General features: G+C 68.8%; 22 protein-coding genes and 1 tRNA gene. 11 read left to right on the top strand and 12 right to left on the bottom strand.

The annotated features are described in order from the left end of the window. Positions 1–118: 118 nt before the first annotated feature. Genes gorA through pgi form a run of 5 tightly spaced genes read right to left on the bottom strand, consistent with a single transcriptional unit; the run spans position 119 to position 4053 of the window. Positions 119–1465: a glutathione-disulfide reductase gene (gene gorA, locus ACLBWH_RS09880; protein ID WP_322850286.1), complete on the bottom strand. Its 1347-nt coding sequence runs from the start codon at positions 1463–1465 to the stop codon at positions 119–121. Positions 1466–1469: 4 nt separating this feature from the next. Continuing rightward, on the bottom strand, positions 1470–1883 hold the full coding sequence (vapC, locus tag ACLBWH_RS09875; protein WP_447798525.1) for a type II toxin-antitoxin system VapC family toxin: 414 nt from the start codon (positions 1881–1883) through the stop codon (positions 1470–1472). After that, positions 1874–2086, bottom strand: a complete 213-nt coding sequence (locus tag ACLBWH_RS09870) for a type II toxin-antitoxin system VapB family antitoxin (protein WP_322850288.1) — start codon at positions 2084–2086, stop codon at positions 1874–1876. The genes vapC and ACLBWH_RS09870 overlap by 10 nt, the downstream gene beginning before the upstream one ends. 54 nt (positions 2087–2140) lie before the next feature. Continuing rightward, positions 2141–2527, bottom strand: coding sequence for a DUF4174 domain-containing protein (locus ACLBWH_RS09865; RefSeq protein WP_447798523.1), 387 nt, complete (start codon positions 2525–2527; stop codon positions 2141–2143). A gap of 35 nt (positions 2528–2562) precedes the next feature. Continuing rightward, complete coding sequence (gene pgi, locus ACLBWH_RS09860) at positions 2563–4053, bottom strand: glucose-6-phosphate isomerase (RefSeq protein WP_447798521.1); 1491 nt, start codon at positions 4051–4053, stop codon at positions 2563–2565. Between the two features lie 128 nt (positions 4054–4181). On the opposite strand from pgi, the gene lepB reads away from it, so the two are divergent. The 3 genes from lepB to era all read left to right on the top strand — a co-directional run bounded on the left by lepB (position 4182) and on the right by era (position 6703). After that, the gene (gene lepB / locus ACLBWH_RS09855; protein ID WP_322850291.1) at positions 4182–5021 is read left to right on the top strand and encodes a signal peptidase I; all 840 of its coding nucleotides are present in this window, start codon (positions 4182–4184) and stop codon (positions 5019–5021) included. Next, the gene (gene rnc / locus ACLBWH_RS09850) at positions 5018–5686 is read left to right on the top strand and encodes a ribonuclease III (protein ID WP_447798819.1); all 669 of its coding nucleotides are present in this window, start codon (positions 5018–5020) and stop codon (positions 5684–5686) included. Before lepB ends, rnc begins: the two co-directional genes overlap by 4 nt. A gap of 117 nt (positions 5687–5803) precedes the next feature. Beyond that, the gene (era, locus tag ACLBWH_RS09845; protein WP_447798519.1) at positions 5804–6703 is read left to right on the top strand and encodes a GTPase Era; all 900 of its coding nucleotides are present in this window, start codon (positions 5804–5806) and stop codon (positions 6701–6703) included. A 157-nt stretch (positions 6704–6860) separates the two neighbouring features. On the opposite strand, the gene ACLBWH_RS09840 is transcribed toward era, so the two are convergent. Next, the gene (locus ACLBWH_RS09840) at positions 6861–7562 is read right to left on the bottom strand and encodes an NAD-dependent deacylase (RefSeq protein ID WP_447798518.1); all 702 of its coding nucleotides are present in this window, start codon (positions 7560–7562) and stop codon (positions 6861–6863) included. 202 nt (positions 7563–7764) lie between these two features. Here ACLBWH_RS09840 and dapB point away from each other — a divergent pair, with 202 nt between their 5' ends. The 8 genes from dapB to ACLBWH_RS09800 all read left to right on the top strand — a co-directional run bounded on the left by dapB (position 7765) and on the right by ACLBWH_RS09800 (position 15003). Then, positions 7765–8493, top strand: coding sequence for a 4-hydroxy-tetrahydrodipicolinate reductase (gene dapB, locus ACLBWH_RS09835; RefSeq protein WP_322850294.1), 729 nt, complete (start codon positions 7765–7767; stop codon positions 8491–8493). Then, positions 8490–9143: an endonuclease III gene (gene nth / locus ACLBWH_RS09830; protein WP_447798516.1), complete on the top strand. Its 654-nt coding sequence runs from the start codon at positions 8490–8492 to the stop codon at positions 9141–9143. Before dapB ends, nth begins: the two co-directional genes overlap by 4 nt. Before the next feature lie 45 nt (positions 9144–9188). Then, positions 9189–9265 (top strand) — tRNA-Arg (locus tag ACLBWH_RS09825). Positions 9266–9319: 54 nt separating this feature from the next. Beyond that, a complete protein-coding gene (locus tag ACLBWH_RS09820; protein WP_447798514.1) occupies positions 9320–10102 on the top strand; it encodes an enoyl-CoA hydratase-related protein in 783 nt (260 codons plus the stop codon). A 94-nt stretch (positions 10103–10196) separates the two neighbouring features. Beyond that, entirely contained in the window at positions 10197–11672 is a 1476-nt protein-coding gene (locus ACLBWH_RS09815; protein ID WP_447798512.1) for an efflux transporter outer membrane subunit, read from the top strand. Beyond that, the gene (locus ACLBWH_RS09810; RefSeq protein WP_447798511.1) at positions 11672–13051 is read left to right on the top strand and encodes an efflux RND transporter periplasmic adaptor subunit; all 1380 of its coding nucleotides are present in this window, start codon (positions 11672–11674) and stop codon (positions 13049–13051) included. Before ACLBWH_RS09815 ends, ACLBWH_RS09810 begins: the two co-directional genes overlap by 1 nt. A 26-nt stretch (positions 13052–13077) precedes the next feature. After that, positions 13078–13797: an ABC transporter ATP-binding protein gene (locus ACLBWH_RS09805; RefSeq protein WP_447798817.1), complete on the top strand. Its 720-nt coding sequence runs from the start codon at positions 13078–13080 to the stop codon at positions 13795–13797. Next, the gene (locus ACLBWH_RS09800; RefSeq protein ID WP_322850299.1) at positions 13798–15003 is read left to right on the top strand and encodes an ABC transporter permease; all 1206 of its coding nucleotides are present in this window, start codon (positions 13798–13800) and stop codon (positions 15001–15003) included. A gap of 443 nt (positions 15004–15446) precedes the next feature. Here ACLBWH_RS09800 and ACLBWH_RS09795 read toward each other — a convergent pair whose 3' ends face one another. From ACLBWH_RS09795 to ACLBWH_RS09770, 6 genes are all read right to left on the bottom strand, one after another. After that, entirely contained in the window at positions 15447–16070 is a 624-nt protein-coding gene (locus ACLBWH_RS09795) for a nucleotidyltransferase family protein (protein WP_447798508.1), read from the bottom strand. Continuing rightward, positions 16057–16980: an XdhC family protein gene (locus ACLBWH_RS09790; protein WP_447798507.1), complete on the bottom strand. Its 924-nt coding sequence runs from the start codon at positions 16978–16980 to the stop codon at positions 16057–16059. Before ACLBWH_RS09790 ends, ACLBWH_RS09795 begins: the two co-directional genes overlap by 14 nt. Positions 16981–17128: 148 nt before the next feature. Further along, positions 17129–19321: a molybdopterin cofactor-binding domain-containing protein gene (locus ACLBWH_RS09785; RefSeq protein WP_447798505.1), complete on the bottom strand. Its 2193-nt coding sequence runs from the start codon at positions 19319–19321 to the stop codon at positions 17129–17131. Between the two features lie 129 nt (positions 19322–19450). Then, the gene (locus ACLBWH_RS09780) at positions 19451–21685 is read right to left on the bottom strand and encodes a xanthine dehydrogenase family protein molybdopterin-binding subunit (RefSeq protein WP_447798815.1); all 2235 of its coding nucleotides are present in this window, start codon (positions 21683–21685) and stop codon (positions 19451–19453) included. A 2-nt stretch (positions 21686–21687) separates the two neighbouring features. Then, on the bottom strand, positions 21688–22668 hold the full coding sequence (locus tag ACLBWH_RS09775) for an FAD binding domain-containing protein (protein ID WP_447798503.1): 981 nt from the start codon (positions 22666–22668) through the stop codon (positions 21688–21690). After that, positions 22665–23204 (bottom strand): 2Fe-2S iron-sulfur cluster-binding protein, encoded by a 540-nt coding sequence (locus tag ACLBWH_RS09770; RefSeq protein WP_322850304.1) that lies wholly within the window; start codon positions 23202–23204, stop codon positions 22665–22667. Before ACLBWH_RS09770 ends, ACLBWH_RS09775 begins: the two co-directional genes overlap by 4 nt. Positions 23205–23315: the final 111 nt, after the last annotated feature.

Raw genomic sequence — 23315 nt, 5'->3', positions numbered from 1 at the left:
GGGAAGAAGCGGGACCCCGGGTCGAGCCCGGGGTGACGAAAAGAGGGGCGCGTCGGCGCCCGTCGTCGTCCGGAAAGGAAGGAATCTCGAATGATTCATCCTGGCGTTTGGCCGGCGCTTATTTCATCAGCACCAATTCTTCGGCCATCGTCGGATGCAGCGCCACGGTGTCGTCGAACTGCGCCTTGGTCAGCCCCGCCTTCACCGCGATCGCCGCCGCCTGCAGGATCTCGGGCACGTCCGGCCCGATCATATGCAGACCGACGATCCGCCCGGTTTCGCCGTCGCAGACCATCTTGTAGAGCGCGCGTTCGTTGCGGCCGGCGAGCACGTTCTTCATCGGCCGGAAATCCGATGAATAGACGCGGATCGATCCCAGCTTCTGCTTCGCCTCGCTCTCGGTCATGCCGACGCCCGCCATCGGCGGATGACTGAACACCGCCGCGGGGATGTTAGTGTAATCGACCGTCGTCGGCTTGTCGCCGTAGAAGGTGTCGGCGAACGCCTGGCCCTCGCGGATCGCCACCGGGGTCAGCTGGACGCGGTTGGTGACGTCGCCGACCGCGAAGATGCTGTCGACGCTCGACCGGTTCTGCGCGTCGACGACGATCGCCCCCTTCTCCAGCGTGACGCCCGCCGCTTCCAGCCCGAGCCCCTTGGTATTCGGCACGCGGCCGGTGGCGAACATCACCATGTCGACCGTGACCGGATCGTGGTTCGACATATGGACGGTGAGGCAGCCGTTCGCGCCCTTCTCGATCCCTTCGAAATTGGCGTCGAACTTGAACTCCAGGCCCTTCATCATGCTGATCTGGAGCAGCCGGTCGCGGATCGACAGGTCGTAGCCGCGCAGGATGTCCTGCGTGCGGTTCATGATCGTCACGTGCGCGCCGAGCTGGTGGAAGATGCCGGCGAATTCGTTGGCGATGTAACCCGCACCCGCGATCAGGATGCGCCTGGGGATCGCGTCGAGGTGGAACGCCTCGTTGCTGGTGATGCCGTGCTCCGCGCCGGGGCAATCGGGCACCGCGGGATGCGCGCCGACCGCGACGAGGATGCGTCCCGCGGTCTTCTCGCTGCCGTCGGCGAGGCGCACGCTGTGCGGCCCGGTGACGACCGCGCGCTGGTGGATGATCTCGACGCCATGCGTCTCCAGCGTCTGCGTATAGGCACCGTTGATCCGGTCGACCTCTTCGAGCACGTTGTCGCGCAGCGTCTTCCAGTCGAACGCGCACTGATCCGGCACCTGCCAGCCGAAGCGCTTGGCGTCCTTCAGGTCCTCGGCGAAATGCGCGCCGTAGATCAGCAGTTTCTTGGGCACGCAGCCGCGGATGACGCAGGTGCCGCCGACGCGATATTCCTCGGCGACCGCCACCTTGGCGCCATGCGCCGCGGCGACCCGGCTCGCCCGCGTCCCCCCGGACCCTGCGCCGATGACGAACAGGTCGTAATCATAGTCGGACATCACTTCACTCCGGGAGGGTCAGCGCCGACCGGAGGCCGAGATGCTGGACGAAAGGGTCGAAATCACGATCGCTGTACAACAGCGGAAGACGGTCGAGGATGCAGCGGGTGGCGATCAGCGTGTCGATCGTCTTGCGGATCGTGATGCCGAGGCTGCGCAGATGGCGATAGTGGCGGGCGGCTTCAACGGCGACGCGGTGGTTGCCGATCGTCAGTCGATCGAAGCGGGCGAAGAACCGCATCGCCTCATCCGCGCGGGCCTCGCTTCGTGCGCCCTGCAGCACTTCCATGAGGACGAGGTCGCCGATGCCTAGGAGATCGCCCCGATCGAGATATCCCGTCAATGCTCGCGTCTGGATCGTATCCCGATTGCTCAGCAGGTCGATCCACACACTGGAATCGACGACGATCATCCCCATTCGCGCACCGGATCGTCGGTACGCATCGCCTCAAGATCACCGTCCCAGCCGAGCCCGCGCAATCCCTCCAGCGCTTTGCGTTGGCGCTCGATCTTGACGTAACGGTTCAGGACGAAGTGGACCACGTCACGCTTGGTCCTCAAGCCACTCAACTGGGTGGCTTCCGCCATCAAAGCGTCGTCGATCTCGATATTGGTCCGCATGTGTATGGCTCCGCAGAATCGTACACATAGAAGGCGTGCGCTCGCTCTGCAACGTCACCGCTCCCCCGCCCGCCGCATCGGCATCGCGTCGATCGTCTCCGCCAGCACCTCGGGCGCGATCGGCTCGGCAGACCGTAGTTTCTCGCCGCCGTCCTTGCCGATCAGGATCGCGACGAACCGCCGCGCCGGCAGCCGATAGCGGTTGCGCAGCGCCGCCGCGCGATCATCCGCGCCGCTCACCTGGTCGCCGACGATCGTCACCACAGCAAGATCGCGCTCGCGCGCCGCCGCATCCCATCCCGCCAGCGCGCGCCGTTGCGCCGCCAGCCCCGCATCGTCCCCGCGCGCCGCCGACAGCAGCAACACCCGCCGTTCCCAGCGCATCGCGAAGACGGTGGCGGGAAGGGGCGCGAGCGCGGCGGCGAGCAGGAACGGGATCATCGCGCCTCAACGCGCGACGATCCCGAACGCCCCGCTCACTCCAGCCCGGCGCGCCGGATCAGATCCTCGGTCGAGGCGTCGAACGACTGGCCGCCCTGGTCCGCTGCCTTCGCCATCTCCTTGCCCAGTTCGACGCCGAACTGGTCGAACGAATTGATGCCGAGCAGCACGCCGTTCACGAACACGCGATGCTCGTAGAAGGCGATCAGCGCCCCCAGCGTCCGCGGATCGAGCACGTCGAGCAGCAGGGTCGAAGACGGCCGGTCGCCGCTGTACGAGCGTGCGGGGTCCTCGACCTGCTTGCCCTTCATCAGCGCCGCGCCCTGCGCGAAGGCGTTGAGCAGCAACTGGCGATGATGATCCTCGGCCAACGTATCGCCCGGCTCGATCACCGCGATGAACTCGACCGGCACCAGATGCGTGCCCTGATGCAGCAACTGGAACACCGCATGCTGCGCATCGGTGCCGACCCCGCCCCAGGTGATCGCCGCGGTCGGCCGTCCGACCGGCTGGCCGTCGACGGTGACGCCCTTGCCGTTCGACTCCATCTCGAGCTGCTGGAGATAGCTCGGCAGCAACCGCAGCCGCTCGTCATAGGCGAAGGGCGCGCGCGTCTCGGCGTGGCGCACCTGCGTGTAATAGAGGTCGGCGAACGCCGCCAACGCCGGCGCATTCTCGTGCAGCGCGGTCAGCCGGAAATGCCGGTCCATCGCCGCGGCCCCCTCCAGCAATTCCTCGAACGCCCCCCAGCCGAGCGCGATCGCCGCCGGAAAGCCGATCGACGACCACAAGGAATAGCGCCCGCCGACACCCTCGCCGAACGGCAGGATGCGCGTCTCGTCGACGCCCCATTCCATCGCCTTGTCGGGCGCCGCGGTCAGCGCGATCACCTTGCCATAGGGGTCCTCGACGCCATGTTCGGTCATCCACTGCAGCGCCGATTCGGCGTTGAGCATCGTCTCCTTGGTGGTGAAGGTCTTGGATGCCACCACCAGCAGCGTCGCCGCCGGATCGAAATCCTTGATCGCATCCTCCAGCGCGACGCCGTCGACGTTGGAGACGATCGCGACGTCGTAGCGCGCATCCTCGCGCCCCAGCGCATCGACCAGCAGATGCGGCCCCAGCGCAGATCCGCCGATGCCGATATGCAGCACGTGGCGGATGTCGCCCAATGCGCCACCCTCGATCGCGTCGATCAGCGAGCGCATCCGCTCGTGGAATTTGCGCGCCAGCGCGACGCTCTCGGGATCGCCCTCGCCGCGCTCGGCGGTATGGCCGACCGGGCGGTCCTCGGTGACGTTGACATGCTCGCCGCCGAACAGCGCATCGCGCTTGCCGGCGAGATCCTTGGTCTGCGCCAGCGCGACGAAGGCATCGACGGCCTGCGCGGTCAGATGCGTCTTCGACCAGTCGAAGTGGATGCCCCCCACGTCGAGGCTGAACTTGGAGAGGCGCTCGCTATCCTGCTCGAACAGATCGACCAGCTTGGGGGAGGGGAGGGCTTCGATCGCAGACCAGTCGCTCATGTCGTTTTTCCGTCCTTGGGGGAAGGGATGTTCGTGTCAGCTCCGTATCGAACCTGCGCGGGCGGGCAAGCCCCGGTCGGTCGGAACGACTACTCAGGACGCTCGGGGGACGCTAAGGCTCCCTGACTATGGATCAGACACCGACGCCGGCCCCAGCGGCCACCGCCACGACCGCCAAACCACCGCGTTCGGAGCTGAACGAGACGCTGCGCTTCCTCGTCAAGCTGGCGATCGCGGTGCTGATCCTCCGGAGCTTCCTGTTCGCGCCGTTCTCGATCCCCTCGGAATCGATGCTGCCGCGGCTGCTGATCGGCGACTATCTGTTCGTCACCAAATGGAATTATGGGTATTCGCGCTGGTCGCTGCCGGGCGGGCTGCCGCTCATCCCCGGCCGCATCCTCGGTCGCGACCCGACGCGCGGCGACGTCGTCGTCTTCCGCTCGCCCGAGCCCGACGATCACGACGTCATCAAGCGCGTCATCGGCCTGCCCGGCGACACGATCCAGGTCCGCCGCGGTCAGGTGATCCTCAACGGCAAGCCGATCCCCAAGCAGCGCGTCGCCGATTTCGTGCTGCCGCTCACCGCCAATTTCGATGCGCAGAAATGCGGCGCCAATTTCCAGGACGTCGATGCCGCCGGCGTGCCGATCTGCCGCTATCCGCGCTTCCGCGAGACGCTGCCCAACGGCAAGAGCTATATGGTGCTCGACCAGGCGGACATCCCGCAGGCCGACGATACCGGCCTCTACACCGTGCCCGCCGGCGACGTCTTCCTGATGGGCGACAATCGCGACGACAGCGCCGACAGCCGCTTCCCCGCGCCGATCGGCATGGGCTATATCCCGATGGAGCGGATCGAGGGCAAAGCGGTGGTCACCTTCTTCTCGACCGACGGCAACGCCGCGTGGATCAATCCCGTGAGCTGGTTCACCGCCGCGCGCTGGCAGCGGATCGGAGAGGGCTTCTGAGCACCGCGCTGCCCGAATGGCTGGCCGAGACCTTCGGCCGCCGCCCTGCCGACATCGCTCCCTATCAGCGCGCGCTGACCCACGGCAGCCAGGCGGCCGAGAATTACGAGCGGCTCGAATTCCTCGGCGACCGCGTCCTCGGCCTCGTCATGGCGGAATGGCTGTGGGAGCTGTTCCCCAAGGAGCCCGAGGGGCAATTGTCGAAGCGGCTCAACGCTCTGGTCACCGGCGCGGTCTGCGCCGACGTGGCGCGCGAGCTGGGGGTGCGCGCCCATCTGCGGCTCGGCAAACAGGCCCGCGACGACGGCGCGCACGAGAGCGACAACATCCTCGGCGACGTGATGGAGGCGCTGATCGGCGCCTGGTATCGCGAAACCGGTCTCGACGCCGCCCGCGCCTTCGTCCGCAAGGCGTGGGGCAGCCGCGTCCAGCACGGCGACAAGGCGCCGCAACATCCCAAATCGGCGCTCCAGGAATGGGCCGCCGCCGCCGGCCGGCGCACCCCGGAATATGTCGTCGTCGATCGCTCCGGCCCCCACCATGCGCCGCGCTTCACCGTACAGGTGAGGATCGGCAGCTTCGCGGAGGCGACCGCGACCGGCGCGAACAAGCAGATCGCGGAAACCGCGGCGGCGAAAGCGCTGCTGGAGAAGCTGACCGGCTAACGCCGCCCTCGCATTGGAGGGGGAGGCGTGGGTAGGGCCAAGGCAGGCCCGTCCGGCCGCGATCACCCGCACGGGAATGGGTATCGCCCGCTCCTCCAACATTCCGTAAGGAGCCGTATGACCCAGACCCAACATTGCGGCCTCGTCGCCGTGGTCGGCGCGCCCAATGCGGGCAAGTCGACGCTCGTCAATGCGCTCGTCGGCCAGAAGGTCGCGATCGTCAGCCCCAAGGCGCAGACCACGCGCACCAAATTGCTCGGCGTCGCGATCGAGGACGACGCGCAGATCCTGCTCGTCGACACCCCCGGCATCTTCGAACCGCAGCGCCGGCTCGACCGCGCGATGGTCGCCGCCGCCTGGACCGGCACCGAAGGCGCCGACCTCATCGCGCTCGTCGTCGACGGCAAGGGCGGCATCGGCGGCAAGGTCGAGCGGATCGCCGAGGCGCTGAAGGACCGGCCCGAGCCGAAGATCCTGATCCTCAACAAGGTCGACATCGCCGACAAGCCGCGGCTGCTGCTCCACGCGGAAAAGCTCAACGCGCTGATGCCTTTCGCCGATACCTGGTTTGTCTCGGCCCAGACCGGCGACGGCCTGGCCGAACTCAAGTCGGCGCTCGCCAGGGCGATGCCGGCGGGCCCGTGGCATTATCCCGCGGATCAGGTGTCCGATGCCACCGAGCGCGCGCTCGCCAGCGAAGTGACGCGCGAACAGCTCTACCTCCAGCTCCACGCCGAACTGCCCTATGCCAGCACCGTCGAGACCGAGAAATACAGCGAGCGCGAGGACGGCTCGGTCGAGATCCACCAGCAGATCCTCGTCGAACGCCCGACGCAGCGCGCGATAATCCTCGGCAAGGGCGGCCAAAGGATCAAGGAGATCGGCGCCCGCGCCCGCACCGAACTGGCGAGCATCCTCGGATCGCCGGTCCACCTCTACCTCCACGTCAAGGTCAAGCCCGGCTGGGACGAGGATCGCGAAGTCTATCGCGACCTGGGCCTGGATTGGGTGGAGTGACAAATTCCTCCCCCGCAAGGGGGAGGTGGCACGCCGAAGGCGTGACGGAGGGGGAGGAAAGGGTGGGAGCTTTATTGCAGAGCTTCCGCCCTTTCCTCCCCCTCCACCATTCGGCTGATGCCGAACGGTCCCCCTCCCCCTTGCGGGGGAGGATTGGCTACTGCCCCAAAACCTCCCGCACCCAGTCCGGCACCAGCACCCCCGCCGGCCCCAGCCGCGTCTCGGCGAAGAACCCGCTTCCCGCCGAGCGTTCGAGGTTCAGCTCCAGCGTATCCGCGCCATAGGCGTCGGCGAGTTGCACGAACCCCGCCGCCGGATACACCGCCCCGGACGTGCCGATCGACACGAACAGATCGGCACGTGCCAGCGCCGCCTCGATCCGCTCCATCTGGTACGGCATCTCGCCGAAGAACACGATGTCGGGCCGCAGCGCCGCCGCCCCGCACGTCGCACACCGCGTTCCCGGTGGTAGCGCGTCATGCCACCCGCGCCGCACGCCGCAATGCGCGCACAGGGCGGAGGTCAGCTCGCCATGCATGTGCAGCAACCGCCGCGCGCCCGCACGCTCGTGCAGGTCGTCGACATTCTGCGTCACGATCAGCAATTCGCCCGGCCACGCCGCGTCGAGGTCGGCGAGCGCGCGATGCGCGGCATTGGGTTCGACCCCGGCGAGCGCCGCCCGCCGCAGATCGTAGAAGCGATGCACCAGCACCGGATCGGCGGCGAGCGCTTCGGGCGTGCACACGTCCTCGACGCGATGCCCCTCCCACAGCCCGCCCGGCCCGCGGAAGGTGGCGATCCCCGATTCGGCGGACACGCCTGCCCCGGTCAGCACGACGATGTTGCGGATGTCGGTCATCTCGTTCCAGATAGACGCATCGCCCGGTCCTGCAACGTTTCCGGCGGCAAACGGCGGTCATGTCCGACAGGTCCGCGATAAACGGTAGCGTTAACAAAGGCTTGCGCGTGGCGCTGTCCTACTGCCCGGCCCTGTGCCAAAAGGCCGGCATGACCCAAGCCCCCTCCGTTCTGCGCGACATTGGTGAAGTTAGGAGCCTCGCATGACCGCGATCGGCATCTACGGCAGCAGCGGCCGGATGGGTCGCGCGATCGCCGAACAGATCGCCGCGGCGGGCGCGACGCTCGCCGGCGGAGTCGATGCCGGCGGCGATCCGGCGGTGCTCGCCCGCGTCTCGGACGTGCTGGTCGACTTCTCGACGCCGTCGGCGCTCGCCTCGCACCTCGCCGCTGCGCGCGCGTCGCGCACGCCGCTGGTGATCGGCACCACTGGCCTCACCCAGGCGCAGCACGAGGCGATCGACGCCGCCGCCACCGAGATCGCGGTGCTCCAGACCGGCAACACCTCGCTCGGCGTCACCCTGCTCGCGCAACTGGTCCGCGAGGCCGCGGAACGGCTCGGCACCGACTGGGACATCGAGATCGTCGAGAGCCATCACCGCCACAAGGTCGACGCACCCTCGGGCACCGCGATCCTGCTCGGCGAGGCGGCGGCCGCGGGGCGGGGGACGACCCTGTCCGAGCTGCGCGTCGACGGCCGCGCCGGCCTCACCGGTGCGCGCACCGAGGGGACGATCGGCATGTCGAGCCTGCGCGGCGGCTCGATCATCGGCGATCATACCGTAGTGTTCGCCAGCGAGGGCGAGCGGATCGAGCTGTCGCACCTCGCGCAGGACCGTTCGATCTTCGCCAAGGGCGCGGTACGTGCGGCGCTGTGGATCGCCGGCCAGCCTGCCGGCCGCTATCGGATGGGCGACGTGCTCGGCCTGTGAAGAAGGCGGACGTCTTCGAATTCTACCGCCGGCTGGCGGAGGCGAACCCGCATCCGGAGACGGAGCTCGAATCGGGCAATTCCTACCAGTTGCTCGTCGCGGTGGTGCTGTCCGCGCAGGCGACCGACGCCGGCGTCAACAAGGCGACGCGCCAGCTTTTTGAGGAGGTGAAGACCCCCGAACAGATGGTCGCGCTCGGCCTCGACGATCTCAAGCGGCACATCCGCACGATCGGCCTGTTCAACACCAAGGCCAAGAACGTCATCGCGCTGTCGCAGGCGCTGGTCGCCGAGCACGGCAGCGCGGTGCCTGCCGACCGCGACGCGCTCGAACGCCTGCCCGGCGTCGGCCGCAAGACCGCCAACGTCGTGATGAACGTCGCCTTCGGTGCCGAGACCTTCGCGGTCGACACGCATATCTTCCGCGTCGGCAACCGCACCGGCCTCGCCCGCGGCAAGACCCCGCTCGCGGTCGAGCTGAAGCTGGACAAGGCGACGCCGCAGCCGTTCCGCCTGCACGCGCATCACTGGCTGATCCTGCACGGCCGCTACGTCTGCAAGGCGCGGCGGCCCGAATGCTGGCGCTGCATCGTCGCCGACCTCTGCGCCTTCAAGCCCAAGACACCGCCGCCCAAGGCGGTTGCGGCATAAACCCACTGGCGCCGCCGCCGCGGCTTTGCTAGGCGCCGTCTTCAGGCACCCGTAGCTCAGCTGGATAGAGCGCTGCCCTCCGAAGGCAGAGGCCACTGGTTCGAATCCAGTCGGGTGCACCAGCTATCGCCGTCGACCGCACCGGCGCGCTGCGCATCGCCGAGGAGGGGCGCCCGATGACCTACCAGCATATCCTGGCCGAGTCGCAGGGCGACGTCCGCGTCCTCACCCTCAACCGTCCCGACCGCCTCAATGCCGCGCCGCCGGCATTGTTCGACGAGTTGCGCGACGCGCTCGGCGATCTCGGCGGCGCGCGCGCGGTGCTGATCGCGGGGGCGGGGCGGGCGTTCTGCTCGGGCGCCGATGTTGCCGGCGGGGCGCTCGGCGGCGACGATCCGGGCGAGGCGACCCATGCGGCGCTGACCGACCATTACAATCCGACGATCGCGGCGCTCTTCGACCTCGCGGTGCCGGTGGTCAGCGCGGTGCGTGGCCCCGCCGCGGGCATCGGTTGCAGCCTCGCGCTCGCCGCCGACTTCTGCGTCGCGAGCGAGACCGGCTATTTCCTCCAGGCGTTCGTCAACATCGGCCTGATCCCCGACGGTGGTGCGACCTGGATGCTGCCGCGGCTGATCGGCCGTGCCCGCGCCACCGAGATGATGCTGCTCGGCGAGCGCGTCCCCGCCGCGAAGGCGCTCGATTGGGGGATGATCCACAAGGTCGTCGCCGACGATACGCTCGACGGCGAGGCGCTGGCGCTGGCGACGCGGCTCGCCGCCGGGCCGACGCGCGCGCTCGGGCTGATGCGCCGCGCGCTCGGCCGGGCGCTCGAAAGCGACTATGCCAGCGCGCTCGCTGCCGAGGCGGCGGCGCAGCGCGAGGCGCGGAGTTCGGCGGATTCGCACGAGGGCGGCATCGCCTTCCTCGCAAAGCGCAAGCCGGTCTTCACCGGCCGCTGACGCCGCGCTCATGTGTCGGCGCGGACATCGCCACGACACATATTGCGACACAAAAAGGCTGGACGGCGCAGTGTGTTGACCACACGATACGGCGATGGCCCGTGTTCCCGCCCTGTTGCTCGTCACCGCCGCGCTGGCCGGCTGCACCGTCGGTCCCGATTATCATCCCAAGAGCGCCGCCGATCTCGGCGTGCCCGACGGCTATTCGGTTCCGGCGCAGCAGACGGCGGAGGATCTGACGCGCTGGTGGTCGAATTTCGACGATCCGGTGCTCGGCGCGCTGGTCGAAGACGCGCGGCGCACCAATACCGATGTCGCGCAGGCGATCGCCCGGCTGCGGCAGGCGCGCGAATCGCTGGTGCAGAGCCGTGCCTCGCTGCTGCCGACGCTGTCCGGTTCGGCGGGCTATCAGCGCAACGAGAACCTGCGCGGCGGCGGCCGCTCGTTCACCTTGCCCGACGGTACCGTGGTCGACACCGGCGGCGGCGGCACCAACAGCTTCTCCGCCGGCCTGTCGGCGAGTTACCAGCTCGGCCTGTTCGGCGAGGTGCGCCGCACCGTCGAGGCGACGCGCGCGCAATATGAGGCGAGCGGCTTCGATTATGCCACCACGCTGCTCACCGTCGAGAGCGAGGTGGCGACCAATTACGTGCTCGCCCGCGCCTATCAGGCGCAGCTCGCCAATGCCCGCGCCAGCCTCGCGATCCAGGACGACAATCTGGAGATCGCGGGGTTTCGCGTGCAGGCGGGGCTCGTCTCCTCGGTCGATGTCGAGCAGGCGCGCAGCCAGCGCGCGCAGACCGCCGCCACCGTGCCGCAGATCGAGCAGCAATATGCCGCCGCGGTCGCGCGGCTCGGCGTGCTGACCGGGCAGGCGCCCGGCACGCTGCGGACCGCGCTGGCGGCGGCCAAGCCGATCCCGCGCGGTCCCGCGACGGTCGGCGTCGGCATCCCCGCCGATGCGCTGCGCCGCCGTCCCGACGTGCGCGCGGCGGAACGGTCGCTGGCGTCGGCGACCGCGCAAATCGGCGTCGCCAAGGCGCAGCTCTATCCGGCGCTGGCGATCAGCGGCAATATCAACACCAATGCGACCGGCATCGGCAGCCTCGGCGATGCGATCACCGGCAGCCTGTTCGCCGGGCTGACGCAGGCGATCTTCAACGGCGGCCGGTTGCGCAGCCAGGTGCGGTCAAACGAGGCGGCGGCGGATGCCGCGCTCGCCGCCTATCGCGGCACGGTGCTGACCGCGCTCGAGGATATCGAGAATGCCATCGTCTCGCTCGACGCCGCACGCCAGCGCGAGACGCAGTATCGTATCGCCTATGACGCCGCCAACGCCTCTGCGATCCTGGCGCGCAGCCAGTATCGCAGCGGCCTCACCGATTTTACGACCCTCAACCAGCAGGAGGCGGCGCTGCTCTCCGCGCAGAACGGCCTGACGCAGGCGCGCTCGGATCAGGCGACCGCGCTGGTCGCGCTCTACAATGCGCTCGGCGGTGGCTGGGACCCGAACGTCGTCCCGCAGGCGCCGGAGCGTGCTCCCCAAACCCCCGTGTCAGAGACCCGCTGATGGCCGAACCGATCGACGATTTCCTGGGCGTGAAGCCCGTGCCGGTCTGGCGCCGCTACCTCAAATGGGTGTTCGTCGCGATCGGCGTGGTGCTGCTCGCCTTGCTGCTCAAGAGCTGTTTCGGGCCGAAGCCGGAAGCGGGCTATGCGACGCAGCCGGCCGAGCGCGGCAATTTGACCGTCACCGTCTCGGCGACGGGCAAGCTCGCGCCGACCAATCAGGTGACGGTCGGCTCGCAGCTGTCGGGGCTGGTCACCAAGGTGGTGGTCGACGTCAACGACCGCGTCAGCGCCGGCCAGCCGCTCGCGCTGATCGATCCGCAGCAGATCGAGGATCAGATCCGCCAGCAACAGGCGCAGATCGCCGCCAACCAGGCGCAGGTCAATCAGGCGCAGGCGACCGTCGGCGAGAGCCGCGCGCAGCTCGCCCGGCTGGAAGAGGTCTACAAATTGTCCAACGGCCGGGTGCCGTCGGGCACCGAACTCCAGACCGGCCGCGCCGATTACCAGCGCAGCGTCGCCGCGTTGAAGGTCGCGCAGGCGAACGTCGCCGCGGCGCAGGCGGCGCTGGCGCAGAACCAGACGCAGCGTGCCCGCGCGATCATCCGCTCGCCGGTCAACGGCGTGGTGCTCGCACGGCAGATCGATCCGGGCGCCACCGTCGCCGCCTCGTTCAACACGCCGACGCTGTTCGTCATCGCCGAGGACCTCAGCAAGATGAAGCTCGAGGTGGCGATCGACGAGGCCGACGTCGGCGAGGTCAAGGTCGGGCAGAAGGCCAATTTCACCGTCGACGCCTTTCCCGGCCGCACCTTTCCGGCGACGATCACGCGCGTCGATCTCGGCTCGAACCTGACGGTCAGCTCGGCGAGTTCGACCTCGACGACGACGAGCACGACGTCGGCGACCGGGCAGGTGGTGAGCTATGCCGCCGACCTGACCGTCGCCAATCCGTCGTTGCAGTTGCGGCCGGGGATGACCGCGACCGCCGACATCGTGACTTCGGACAAGCGGAACGTGCTGCTGATCCCCAATGCGGCGCTGCGCTTCAAGCCTGCCGCGGCGGGGGCGGGTGGATCGAGCGGCGGCATCGCGGGATCGCTGACCTTCCGCCCGCGCCGCGACCGGCCGGAGCGGACCGCGACGCTCGGCCGCGGTGCGTCGCAGACGATCTACGTCAGGGATGCCGAGGGCAAGCCGCAGGCGGTGCAGGTGACCACCGGCGACACCAACGGCACGATGACCGAGGTGCTCGGCGGCGCCCTCAAGCCGGGGCAGCAGGTGATCACCGGGCAATTGTCGACCGGCAACGACGGTGCGGCGGCCGGCAAGCGCAGCGGTGGCGGGCAGCGCCGGCAGGGTGGCGCGGGTGGGCAGTAACGCGCCCCCGGCGCGGTGGGGAGGGCATCGTGGCTGACCCGATCATCACGATGCGCGACGTCACCAAGGTCTACGGCACCGGCGCGACGCAGTTCCAGGCGTTGAAGGGCGTCGACCTCGATATCCAGGCGGGCGATTTCGTCGCCGTCATGGGACCGTCGGGATCGGGCAAGTCGACGACGATGAACATCCTCGGCTGCCTCGACGTGCCGTCGGCGGGCACGTTCCTGTTCCGCGGTCATCATGTCGAGACACTCGATCGCGACCAGCGCGCGCTGCTGCGGCGGCGCTATCTCGGCTTCGTCTTCCAGGGGTTCAACCTGCTCAGCCGGACCAGCGCGCTGGAGAATGTCGAGCTGCCGCTGCTCTATCGCGGCGAGGACAAGAAGGCGCGGCGCGAGCTCGGCATGGCGGCGCTCGAAAAGGTCGGGCTCGACCGCTGGTGGGATCATACGCCGGCCGAATTGTCGGGCGGCCAGCAGCAGCGCGTCGCCATCGCCCGCGCGATCGTCACCGAGCCCGACGTGCTGCTCGCCGACGAGCCGACCGGCAACCTCGACAGCGAGCGATCGGTGGAGATCATGGAATTGCTCACCGATCTCAACCGCACCGCCGGCATCACCGTGCTGATGGTGACGCACGAACCCGACATGGCCGCCTTCGCGCGCACCGTCATCCACTTCAAGGACGGGCTGGTCGAGAAGATCGAGGCGCAGCACCGGCAGGGTACGGCGGTGGAGGCCTAGATGCTCGGCACCACGCTCATCCTCGCGCTGCGGTCGATCCGGCGGCATATCCTGCGCTCGTTCCTGACCATCCTCGGCATCGTCATCGGCGTCGGCGCGGTCGTGACGATGGTGACGCTGGGCAAGGCGACCACCGCCGCGGTGCAGCAGCAGATTTCCGCGCTGGGCAGCAACATCCTCCAGATCCGCCCCGGTCAGGGCTTCGGCCGTGGCGGCGGCGGGCCGCAGCCGCCCAATTTCAAGCCCGAGGACGTCGAGGCGATCGCCAACCAGATCGCCGGCGTCACCGCGGTCGCGCCGCAGGCGAGCGCGTCGGCCACCGCGATCTACGAGGGCGCGAACTGGTCGACGACGATCAACGGCACCACCAGCGCCTTCCTCACCGTCCAGCCGTGGCCTTTGGTGTCCGGGCGCTACTGGACGCCGGCCGAGCAGGAGGCTGGCAAGGCGGTGTGTCTGATCGGCAATACCGTGCGCCAGAACCTGTTCAGGGGCGGCGATCCGATCGGCGCGCGCATCCGGCTGGGCAATGTCAGTTGCGACGTGATCGGTGCGCTGAGCACGCGCGGGCAGGGCGGGTTCGGCGATCAGGACGATGTCGTCGTCATGCCGATCAAGACGGTGCAGCGCCGCTTCACCGGCAACCGCGACGTGCGGCTGATGCTGGTCGGCGTCGACACCGATTACCAGACGAGCACCGTCCAGACCGCGATCACCGATTTGCTGCGCGAGCGGCGGCATATCACCGGCGCGCGCGACGACGATTTCAACATCTTCGACACCAAGCAGATTTCCGACACGCTGACCGGCACGACGACGTTGCTGACGCGCATCGTCGCGGCGGTGGCGGCGATCAGCCTCGTCGTCGGCGGCATCGGCATCATGAACATCATGCTGGTGTCGGTGACCGAGCGGACGCGCGAGATCGGCATCCGGCTGGCGATCGGCGCGGTCGCGCGCGAGGTGCTGCTCCAGTTCCTCGTCGAGGCGGTGGCGCTGTCGTGCCTCGGCGGGATCATCGGGCTGGTGATCGCGCAGGGGGTAATCCTGGCGCTGGTGCCGCTGATGCAGGTGCCGTGGACGTTCGATCCGCAGATCAACATCATCGCCTTCGCGATCTCGGCGGTGATCGGGGTGGTGTTCGGCTATTTCCCGGCGCGACGGGCGGCGGCGCTCAATCCGATCGATGCGTTGCGGCATGAATGACGCAGGCGCCGAACATGGACAAGTTGGACACCTTAATGGAAACGATCGCCTCCTATCGTTTCCGTTTCTGTGTTGATGAGAAAGAGCGTTTTTCGGGGCGGGCGATAGCAGAGCGGTGATGTGTAGGACAGATCGGCCGGATTATCTCGGTTGAGCAGTGGGTTGGGTTGCGCTTGGTCCAATCGCGGACGGCGCGGTGGTAGCGGCGGATTCGATATTCAACGTCGAAGCTAATTCCTCCCCCGCCAGGGGGAGGTGGCGCGGCGAAGCCGTGACGGAGCCGTGACGGAGGGGGAGGACACGGAACCGATGTTTCCCTTTCCTCCCCCTCCGTCATGCCTTCGGCATGCCACAGTGCCGGGTCGGTCATGCCCCCGGCATGACCTTGAACGGCCGGGGGCCGTTCAACCCGGCACTCCCTGGCGGGGGAGGAATTTTTTGGGTCAGCCGAACGACTGACGCCCCCGCCGCGTATGGGCTTCCGGTGCGTGGACCAGTTCGCGCAAGCGTTCCAGTTCCTCGGGCGTGTCGACGTCGATCAGTTCCGCCGGGGTCGTGACGACGTGCTTTCCCGCGCGCACCATCTCGCGCGCGCCGGCATCACCCTCCAGCGCGACGAGCGCATCGAACCGGCCCGCGCCGAACACCGCTGGCGGCTTGGGCGCGCGGCCGTCGCTCGACGCGACGATGGCATTCTCGTCGTCGGCGGCGTCGAGCAACTGATAGATGTGCGTCGCGGTGACCCGCGGCATGTCGGCCAGCGCCACCACCACCGCCTTGACGCCGCGCGCGCGCGCGCAGTCGACGCCGAGCGCCAGCGACCGGCTGAGCCCCTGATCGGGGTCGTCATTGCGCACGATCGTGAAGCCATGCGCGGCATAATCGCATTCGGCGCGGCCGACGACGGCGACGCGTTCGCGGAACGGCATGTCTTCCAGCGCGACGGCGACATGCAGCCCGAGCGGCCGGCCGAGGAAGGGCGCGTCGAGCTTGCTGCCGATATCGCCCATTCGCCGCGACCGCCCCGCGGCGAGCAGCACTAGGACGCAATCCTCAACCGCGATCATGGAACGCCCCCACCATCGCCGCGGCGATCGACAGCGCGATCTCGGACGGGCCGATCGCACCGATATCGATGCCGACGGGGGCGTCGATCCGGTCGATCTGCTCCGCGTTCAGACCCGCCGCGGCGAGCCGTTCGCGCCGCGCCGCATGGCTGCGCCGGCTGCCGAGCGCGCCGACATAAGGTGCGTTGCTGGCAAGTGCGGCGATCAGCGCGGGATCGTCGATCTTGATGTCGTGGCTGAGCGTCACGACCGCGGTGGCGGGGCCGGGCTTCAGCGCCTCGATCGCCTCGTCGGGCCAGCGGTCGTCGAGCGTCACGCCGGGGAAGCGCTCCTCGGTGAGGAAGCGCGCGCGCGGGTCGATCACCGTCGTGGCGATGCCGAGCGTGCGCGCCAGTTCGGCGAGCGCCTGCGCGATCTGCACCGCGCCGACGATCAGCAGCCGCCGCGCCGGATCGTAGCGGTTGGCGAAGACCTCTCCGGTCTCCAATGGCTTGAGGTCGCTGTGGCCGGTGGCGAGGTCGGTGGTGACGGTGAGCGCCTCGCCGCGCTCGCGCGCCTCGGCGATGCGGTCGAACAATTCGGGGTCGAAGCCCGTCGCCGACACCGGCTGCACCATCACCGCGATCTCGCCGCCGCAGGGCAGGCCGACCTCCCATGCCGCATCGTCGGCGACGCCGTAGCGCTTGAGCTGAAAGGGGGCGCCGGCGATCACCTCGGCGGCGGTCTGGAGGATGTCGCTCTCGACGCAGCCGCCCGACACCGAGCCTTCGAAGCGGCCGTCGGCGTGGACGAGCATGTGGCTGCCCTTGGGGCGCGGTGCGCTGCCCCAGGTGGAGACCACCGTGGCGAGGGCGAGGGGTTCGTCCCGCCAATGGCGGGCGGCGGTGAGGACGGAATCGTTTTCGGCCATGATCTTATCCTTGAAATCCTCCCCGGCACGGGGAGGGGGACCAGCCGCAGGCTGGTGGAGGGGGGCTTCCACGGGCGATGCCGCAGGTGGAGAGCCCCCTCCACCACGCCCTTTCGGGCGCGGTCCCCCTCCCCGTACCGGGGAGGAATTATACGTCCGGGAATCCTGCCAGCAGCTTATCCAGCGTCGCGGGGAAGTCGCGGACGCGGACGCCGCAGGCGTCGTAGATCGCGTTCGCGACCGCCGCGCCAGCACCGGAGATGCCGAGCTCGCCGACCCCCTTGGCGCCGACCGGGTTGGCGCTGTCGTCGACCTCCTCGATGAAATGCACCTCGATCCGCGGCACGTCGGCGTTCACCGCGACGTGATATTCGCCGAAGTCGGGATTGACGAAATGGCCGTTGCGCGTGTCGACCACCGCTTCCTCGCCGAGCGCGTAGGACAGGCCCCAGACCATGCCGCCGATGAGCTGGTTCGCCGCTGTCTTGGAATTGAGCACGCGGCCGACGTCGAACACGCCGAGCATCCGCCGCACGCGGACCTCGCCGGTGATCGCATTGACCGCGACCTCGACGAAATGCGCGCCGTGGCTCGCCTGGCTGGTCGCCTGCGTCTCGGCGCCGGGGCCGGTCTTGCCGGTGGCGACGATCGGTTCGCCGTGGAGTAGGTCGGCGAGCGCGACGCTGCGCCCGCCCGCGACGACGCAGCCGTCGTGCAGCGTCAGTTCCTCAGGGGATGCGTTCATGCGCAATGCGAGCGCGGCGATGATGTCCTCGCACGCCAGCACCACCGCCGAACAGGCGCTGCCGGCGCCGAACGATCCGCCCGAGCCGGCGCTGGCGGGCAGGTCGCTGTCGCCGATGGTCACCGCGACCGATGCCACCGGCAGGCCGAGCATCTCGCCCGCGGTCTGCGCGAGGATCGTATAGGTGCCGGTGCCGATGTCGGTCATGTCGCAGGCGACCGTCGCATGGCCGTCGGCGCCGAGCGTCACCCGCGCCTCCGCCTTGACGGTGAAATTGCCGCGCAGCGCCGCCGCCATGCCGTGGCCGATAAGCCAGTCGCCCTCGCGGCGCTTGCGTCGCGCCGCCCAGCCGAAGCGGCGGGCGCCCTCGTCGTAGCAATCGAGCATCCGCCGCGTCGAGAAACGCTTGCCGTTGACCGGATCGACCGCGGGCTCGTTGCGGCGGCGCAGCTCGATGGGATCGAGGCCGAGCTGGCCGGCGAGTTCGTCCATCGCGCATTCGACCGCGAAGGTGCCGATCGCCTCGCCCGGCGCGCGTACCGCGCCGGTGGCGGGCAGATCGACGCGGACGAGATCGGTGCGGAAGCGCCGCGCCTCGCCGGCATAGAGCGGCAGCGAGCCGAACGGGATCGGTTCGAGGAAGCTGGCGTCGTCGTTCTGCGCGGCGACGCCCTCATGTGCGAAGGCGGTGATGCGGCCGTCGGCGGTGGCGCCGATGCGGACGCGCTGCGTCGTCGCCGAGCGATGGTGGACGAGATAGGCGGTCTGCGCGCGCGGCAGCGCGATCTTGACCGGGCGACCGATCTTTTCGGCGGCGATCGCGGCGAGGATCACCTCCGGCCCGACCCCGGTCTTGCCGCCGAAGCCGCCGCCCACGTAAGGCGCGAGGACGCGGACGTCCTCCCTGGCGAGGCCGAGCGCCTTGGCGATCGTGCCGCGCGCGCCGCCGATCACCTGGTTGCTGGTCCGCACCAGCAGCTTGCCGTCGGCCCAGGCGACGGTGCTGGCATGCGGTTCGAGCGCGGCGGGGAAATGCACCGGCGTCGTATAGCTGCGGTCGATCACCACCGGCGCGGCGGCGAGCGCGGCGTCGAGATCGCCGATGTCGACCGGCTTCAGGAAACCGATGCCGTGGTCGCGCTGGACGGGCTGCGCATCGTGGTCGAAGCGGTTGCTGCCGGGTTCGGCGTGGACGACGACCAGCGCGGCGGCGTCGCGCGCGATCGTCTGGTCTTCCGCCACGACGATCGCGACGGGCTGGCCGTAATGGAAGATGGTGTCGGTGTTGCTGTGCGCCTGCGCCTGCGAATTGCTGCCGCCGGTCACCATCCTGGGGTCGCCGTGGATCACCGCGAGCACGCCGGGCAGCGCCTCGGCGGCGGCGGTGTCGACGCCGGTGATGCGGCCGCTGCCGAGCGGTGCGCCGACGATCGCGGCATAGACGGTGCCGGGCTCCGCGCCTTCATAGGCGTAGGTGGCGGTGCCGCTGACTTTCACCGGCCCTTCGATCCGCGGCACCGGCGCGCCGAGCAGGCCCTGTCGCGCCTGCGCCAGCCCGGCGGGCCGGTAGGCGCGATCCATCGTCATCTCGTTCATCGCGTCGATCCTCTAGCCCCGAACGGGTGATGTAGGATGCGGGGGAGGCGGGGTGAAGGGAGGGATGGAGGGCTGGGCCATCCCCCATTACCCGTCACCCCGGCCTCGGGCCAGGGTGACGGGGGTGCGTCACACCGCCGGCAGGCCCGCCAGCAGCTTGTCGAGCGTCAGCGGGAAATCGCGGACGCGAACGCCGGTGGCGTTGTACAGCGCATTGCCGATCGCGCCGGCCGCGCCGCAGATGCCGACCTCGCCGAGGCCCTTGGCGTGCAGCGGATTGGCCTCGATATCGCGTTCGTACAGGAATTCGACCTCGAGCTGCGGCACGTCGGCATTCACCGGCAGGTGATATTCGCCGAGATCGCGGTTAACGATCTTGCCGTTGCGCGGGTCGTGGACCAGCTCCTCGGTCAGCGCGCAGCCGATGCCGAAGGTCATGCCGCCGAGGCATTGCGAGCGCGCCGTCTTCTCGTTGAGGATACGCCCCGCCGCGAAGACGCCGAGCATCCGCTTCACCCGCACCTCGCCGGTGACGACGTTGACCGCGACCTCAGCGAAATGCGCGCCGTAGCTTGCCTGGTTGAACGTCTTTTCCTGCTTGCCGGGCGAGATTTCGCCGGTCGCTTCCATGCCTTCGCCGACGAGTTCGGCGAGCGGCACGCTGCGATTGTCGGCGATCACGCGGCCGTCCTTCAGCGTCATCGCGCCTTCGTCGACGCCCATCGCCTTGGCGATCTGGCCGCGCAGCGCCTCGCAGGCGAGATAGACCGACGAGCCCGACGAGCTCGCGCCCCACGACCCGCCCGAGCCGGCGCCCGGCGGCGCATCGGTGTCGCCGAGATGGACGATGACGTCCTCGAGCGGCAGGCCGAGGATCTCGGCGGCGATCTGGCCGAGGATCGTATAGGTGCCGGTGCCGATATCGGTCATGTCGGTTTCGACATGCGCCTTGCCCTGGCCGTCGATCGACACCTTGGCGGCCGATTTGAGCAACTGGTTCGAGCGCGCCGCGGAGGCGACGCCGATGCCGTACAGCCAGTCGCCGCGCCGGTCGGTGCCGGCGGGCTTGCGCCGCGACCAGCCGAACGATTCGGCGCCGCGCTCCAGACAGGGGATCAACGCGCGCGACGAGTACGGGATCTTCTTTTCCGGGTCCTGCTCGGGCTCGTTGCGGCGGCGCAGTTCGATCGGGTCGATCCCCATCTTCTCCGCCAGTTCGTCCATCGCGCCTTCCAGCGCGATCAGGCCGACCGCCTCGCCGGGCGCGCGCATCGATCCCGCCAGCATCCAGTCGAGCCGGACGATGTCATGCGTGATCAACCGATTCTCGCCGTCGTAGAGGAAGTGCGTCGAGACGCCGGCGGGCTCGAAATAATCCTCGCCGGGCAGGTTCGACACGAGGGTTTCGTGGCCGATCGCGGTCAGCTTGCCCTCGGCGGTCGCGCCGAGGCGCATCCGCTGTTCGGTGTTGGAGCGGCGCACGGTCGCGTCGAACACCTGCTGGCGCGCCATCACCGCCTTGACCGGCCGGTTGAGGCGCTTGGCGGCGATCGCCGCGGCGACGCTCTCGGGCGCGATGCCCAGCTTCGAGCCGAAGCCGCCGCCGACATAAGCGGCGACGATCCGCACCTTGTCCGCCGAGACGCCGAGCGCCTTGGCGAGCTGCTGCTTGTCCGACGAGGGCATCTGGTACGAGCCGTACAGCGTCAGCGCGCCGTCTTCCCACACCGCGAGGCTGGCGTGGGGCTCCATCGCCGCCGAATTCTGGCTCGGCGTCGTATAGGTGACGTCGACCGCGAACGCGGCCTCGCCCATCGCCTTGTCGACGTCGCCCTGCTTGTGGTGCGGCGGGATCTGCTGCGCGCTCGGCTTCTCCGCCTCTTCGCGATGCGCGAGGAAGCTGTAGCGGCCCTCGGCGGGGGCATAATCGACCGTGATGCGCAGCGCCGCGTCGCGGGCCGCCTCGTAGCTTTCGGCGACGACGATCGCGATGATCTCGCCGTGATAGGCGACGTTCTCGACACCCTGCGTCGGAGCGCTGGTCTCGCCGCCCTGCTGCGGGTTGCGGATGAAGCTCGCATAATCGGTGATGACGTCGATCACGCCGGGCATCGCCTTGGCGCCCTCCGCGTCGAGATGCTTGATCTTGCCCGCGCCGACCGTGGCGCGCACCAGATAGCCGTAGGCGACGTTGTCGAGCGCATATTCCGCCGCATAGGTCGCCTTGCCCGACACCTTCTTGGGGCCGTCGACGCGGTCGAGCGGCTTGCCGATCACGTCCTGCACGCCGCGGTCGAGCAGGCTGTCGGGGTGCGCCTTGTTCATCGTGAGCGCGTTGGTGTCGCCCTTGCCGAAACCGAACATACTCATTCTCCCGTAAGGTCGCGCAGCGTGGCGATCAGGACCCGGCGCGTCAGCGGGATCTTGAAGTCGTTCGAGCCATAGCCCTTGGCATCGGCGAGCAGGATGTCGGCGGCTTCGTTGAACACCGCGTCGGACGGCGCCTTGCCGACCAGCGCGGCTTCCATCGCCGGGTTGCGCCAGGGCATCGGGCCAAGGCCGCCGAAGGCGAGCGCCGCCGTGGCGATCTTGCCGTCCTCGACGCTGACCACGCCGGCCACCGAGACGAGCGCGAAGGCGTAGGACGCGCGGTCGCGCACCTTGCGATAGGTCTGCTTGCCCTTGGGCGGAGCGGGCAGCTCGACGTGGGTGATCAGCTCGCCGGGTTCGAGCACGGTTTCGATGTTCGGCGTGTCGCCGGGCAGGCGGTAGAAATCGTGGATCGAGATCCGGCGCTTGTCACCGTCCGCCTTGAGCGTGATGATCGTCGCGTCGAGCGCGCGCATCGCCACCGGCATGTCGCCGGGGTGCGTCGCGATGCAATGGTCGGACGTGCCGAGCACCGCGAGCACGCGGTTGAACCCGCCGACCGCCGAACAGCCGGTGCCGGGCTCGCGCTTGTTGCACGGCGTCGCAGTGTCGTAGAAATAATAGCAGCGCGTGCGCTGGAGCAGATTGCCGCCGGTCGTCGCCTTGTTGCGCAACTGGCCCGAGGCTCCGGCGAGGAGCGCGCGGCTGAGCACTTCGTACTTCTCGATGACGCGCGGATCGGCGGCAAGGTCGGAATTCGGCACCAAAGCGCCGATCGTCAACCCGCCGTCCTCGCGCTCCTCGATCTCGCCGAGCGGCAGCCGGCTGATGTCGACGAGCTTCTCGGGGGTCTCGACCTGCAATTTCATCAGGTCGAGCAGGTTGGTGCCGCCCGCGATGAACTTGGCGCCGGAGACGTGCGCGTCGCGCACCGCGGTCTCGGCGTCGTCCGCCTTGGCATAAGTGAAGGTCTTCATGCGCCGGCTCCCACCTTCTGGCGAAGGGCGATATCGACCGTCCCGTCGGCCTCGGCGACCTCGCGGATCGCATCGACGATATTGGGATAGGCGGCGCAGCGGCAGATGTTGCCGCTCATCCGCTCCGAAATCTCGTCGTCGTTGAAGCGCGGCGTGTCGAGATCGCCGGTGACGTGGCTCGGCCAGCCCTTGCGGACCTCGTCGAGCATGCCGACCGCCGAACAGATCTGCCCCGGCGTGCAATAGCCGCATTGATAGCCGTCGTGCCGGACGAACGCCGATTGCAACGGATGCAGGTCCTCGGGCGTGCCGAGCCCCTCGATCGTCGTGATCTCGTCGTCCTGATGCATCACCGCGAGGCTGAGGCACGAGTTGATGCGGCGGCCGTTGACCAGCATCGTGCAGGCGCCGCACTGGCCGTGGTCGCAGCCCTTCTTGCTGCCGGTCAGGCCGAGGTGCTCGCGGCACAGATCGAGCAGCGAGGTACGGATATCCGGTTCGGCCTCGAAGGATTGGCCGTTGATCGTGAAATGCATGCGCTGCCTCGCAGGAATCGGGGAGTCATATCCGTGAAGGATTATGCCCCTAACGCGCTTCATCATGATGGTTTCCGGTTTGCGAATCGCTCTCACTGCCACATTGCTGGC

Source organism: Sphingomonas sp. M6A6_1c, from assembly GCF_053345135.1.
Note: the sequence above shows the minus strand (reverse complement) of the source record. Positions and strands in the feature narration are given on the sequence as shown.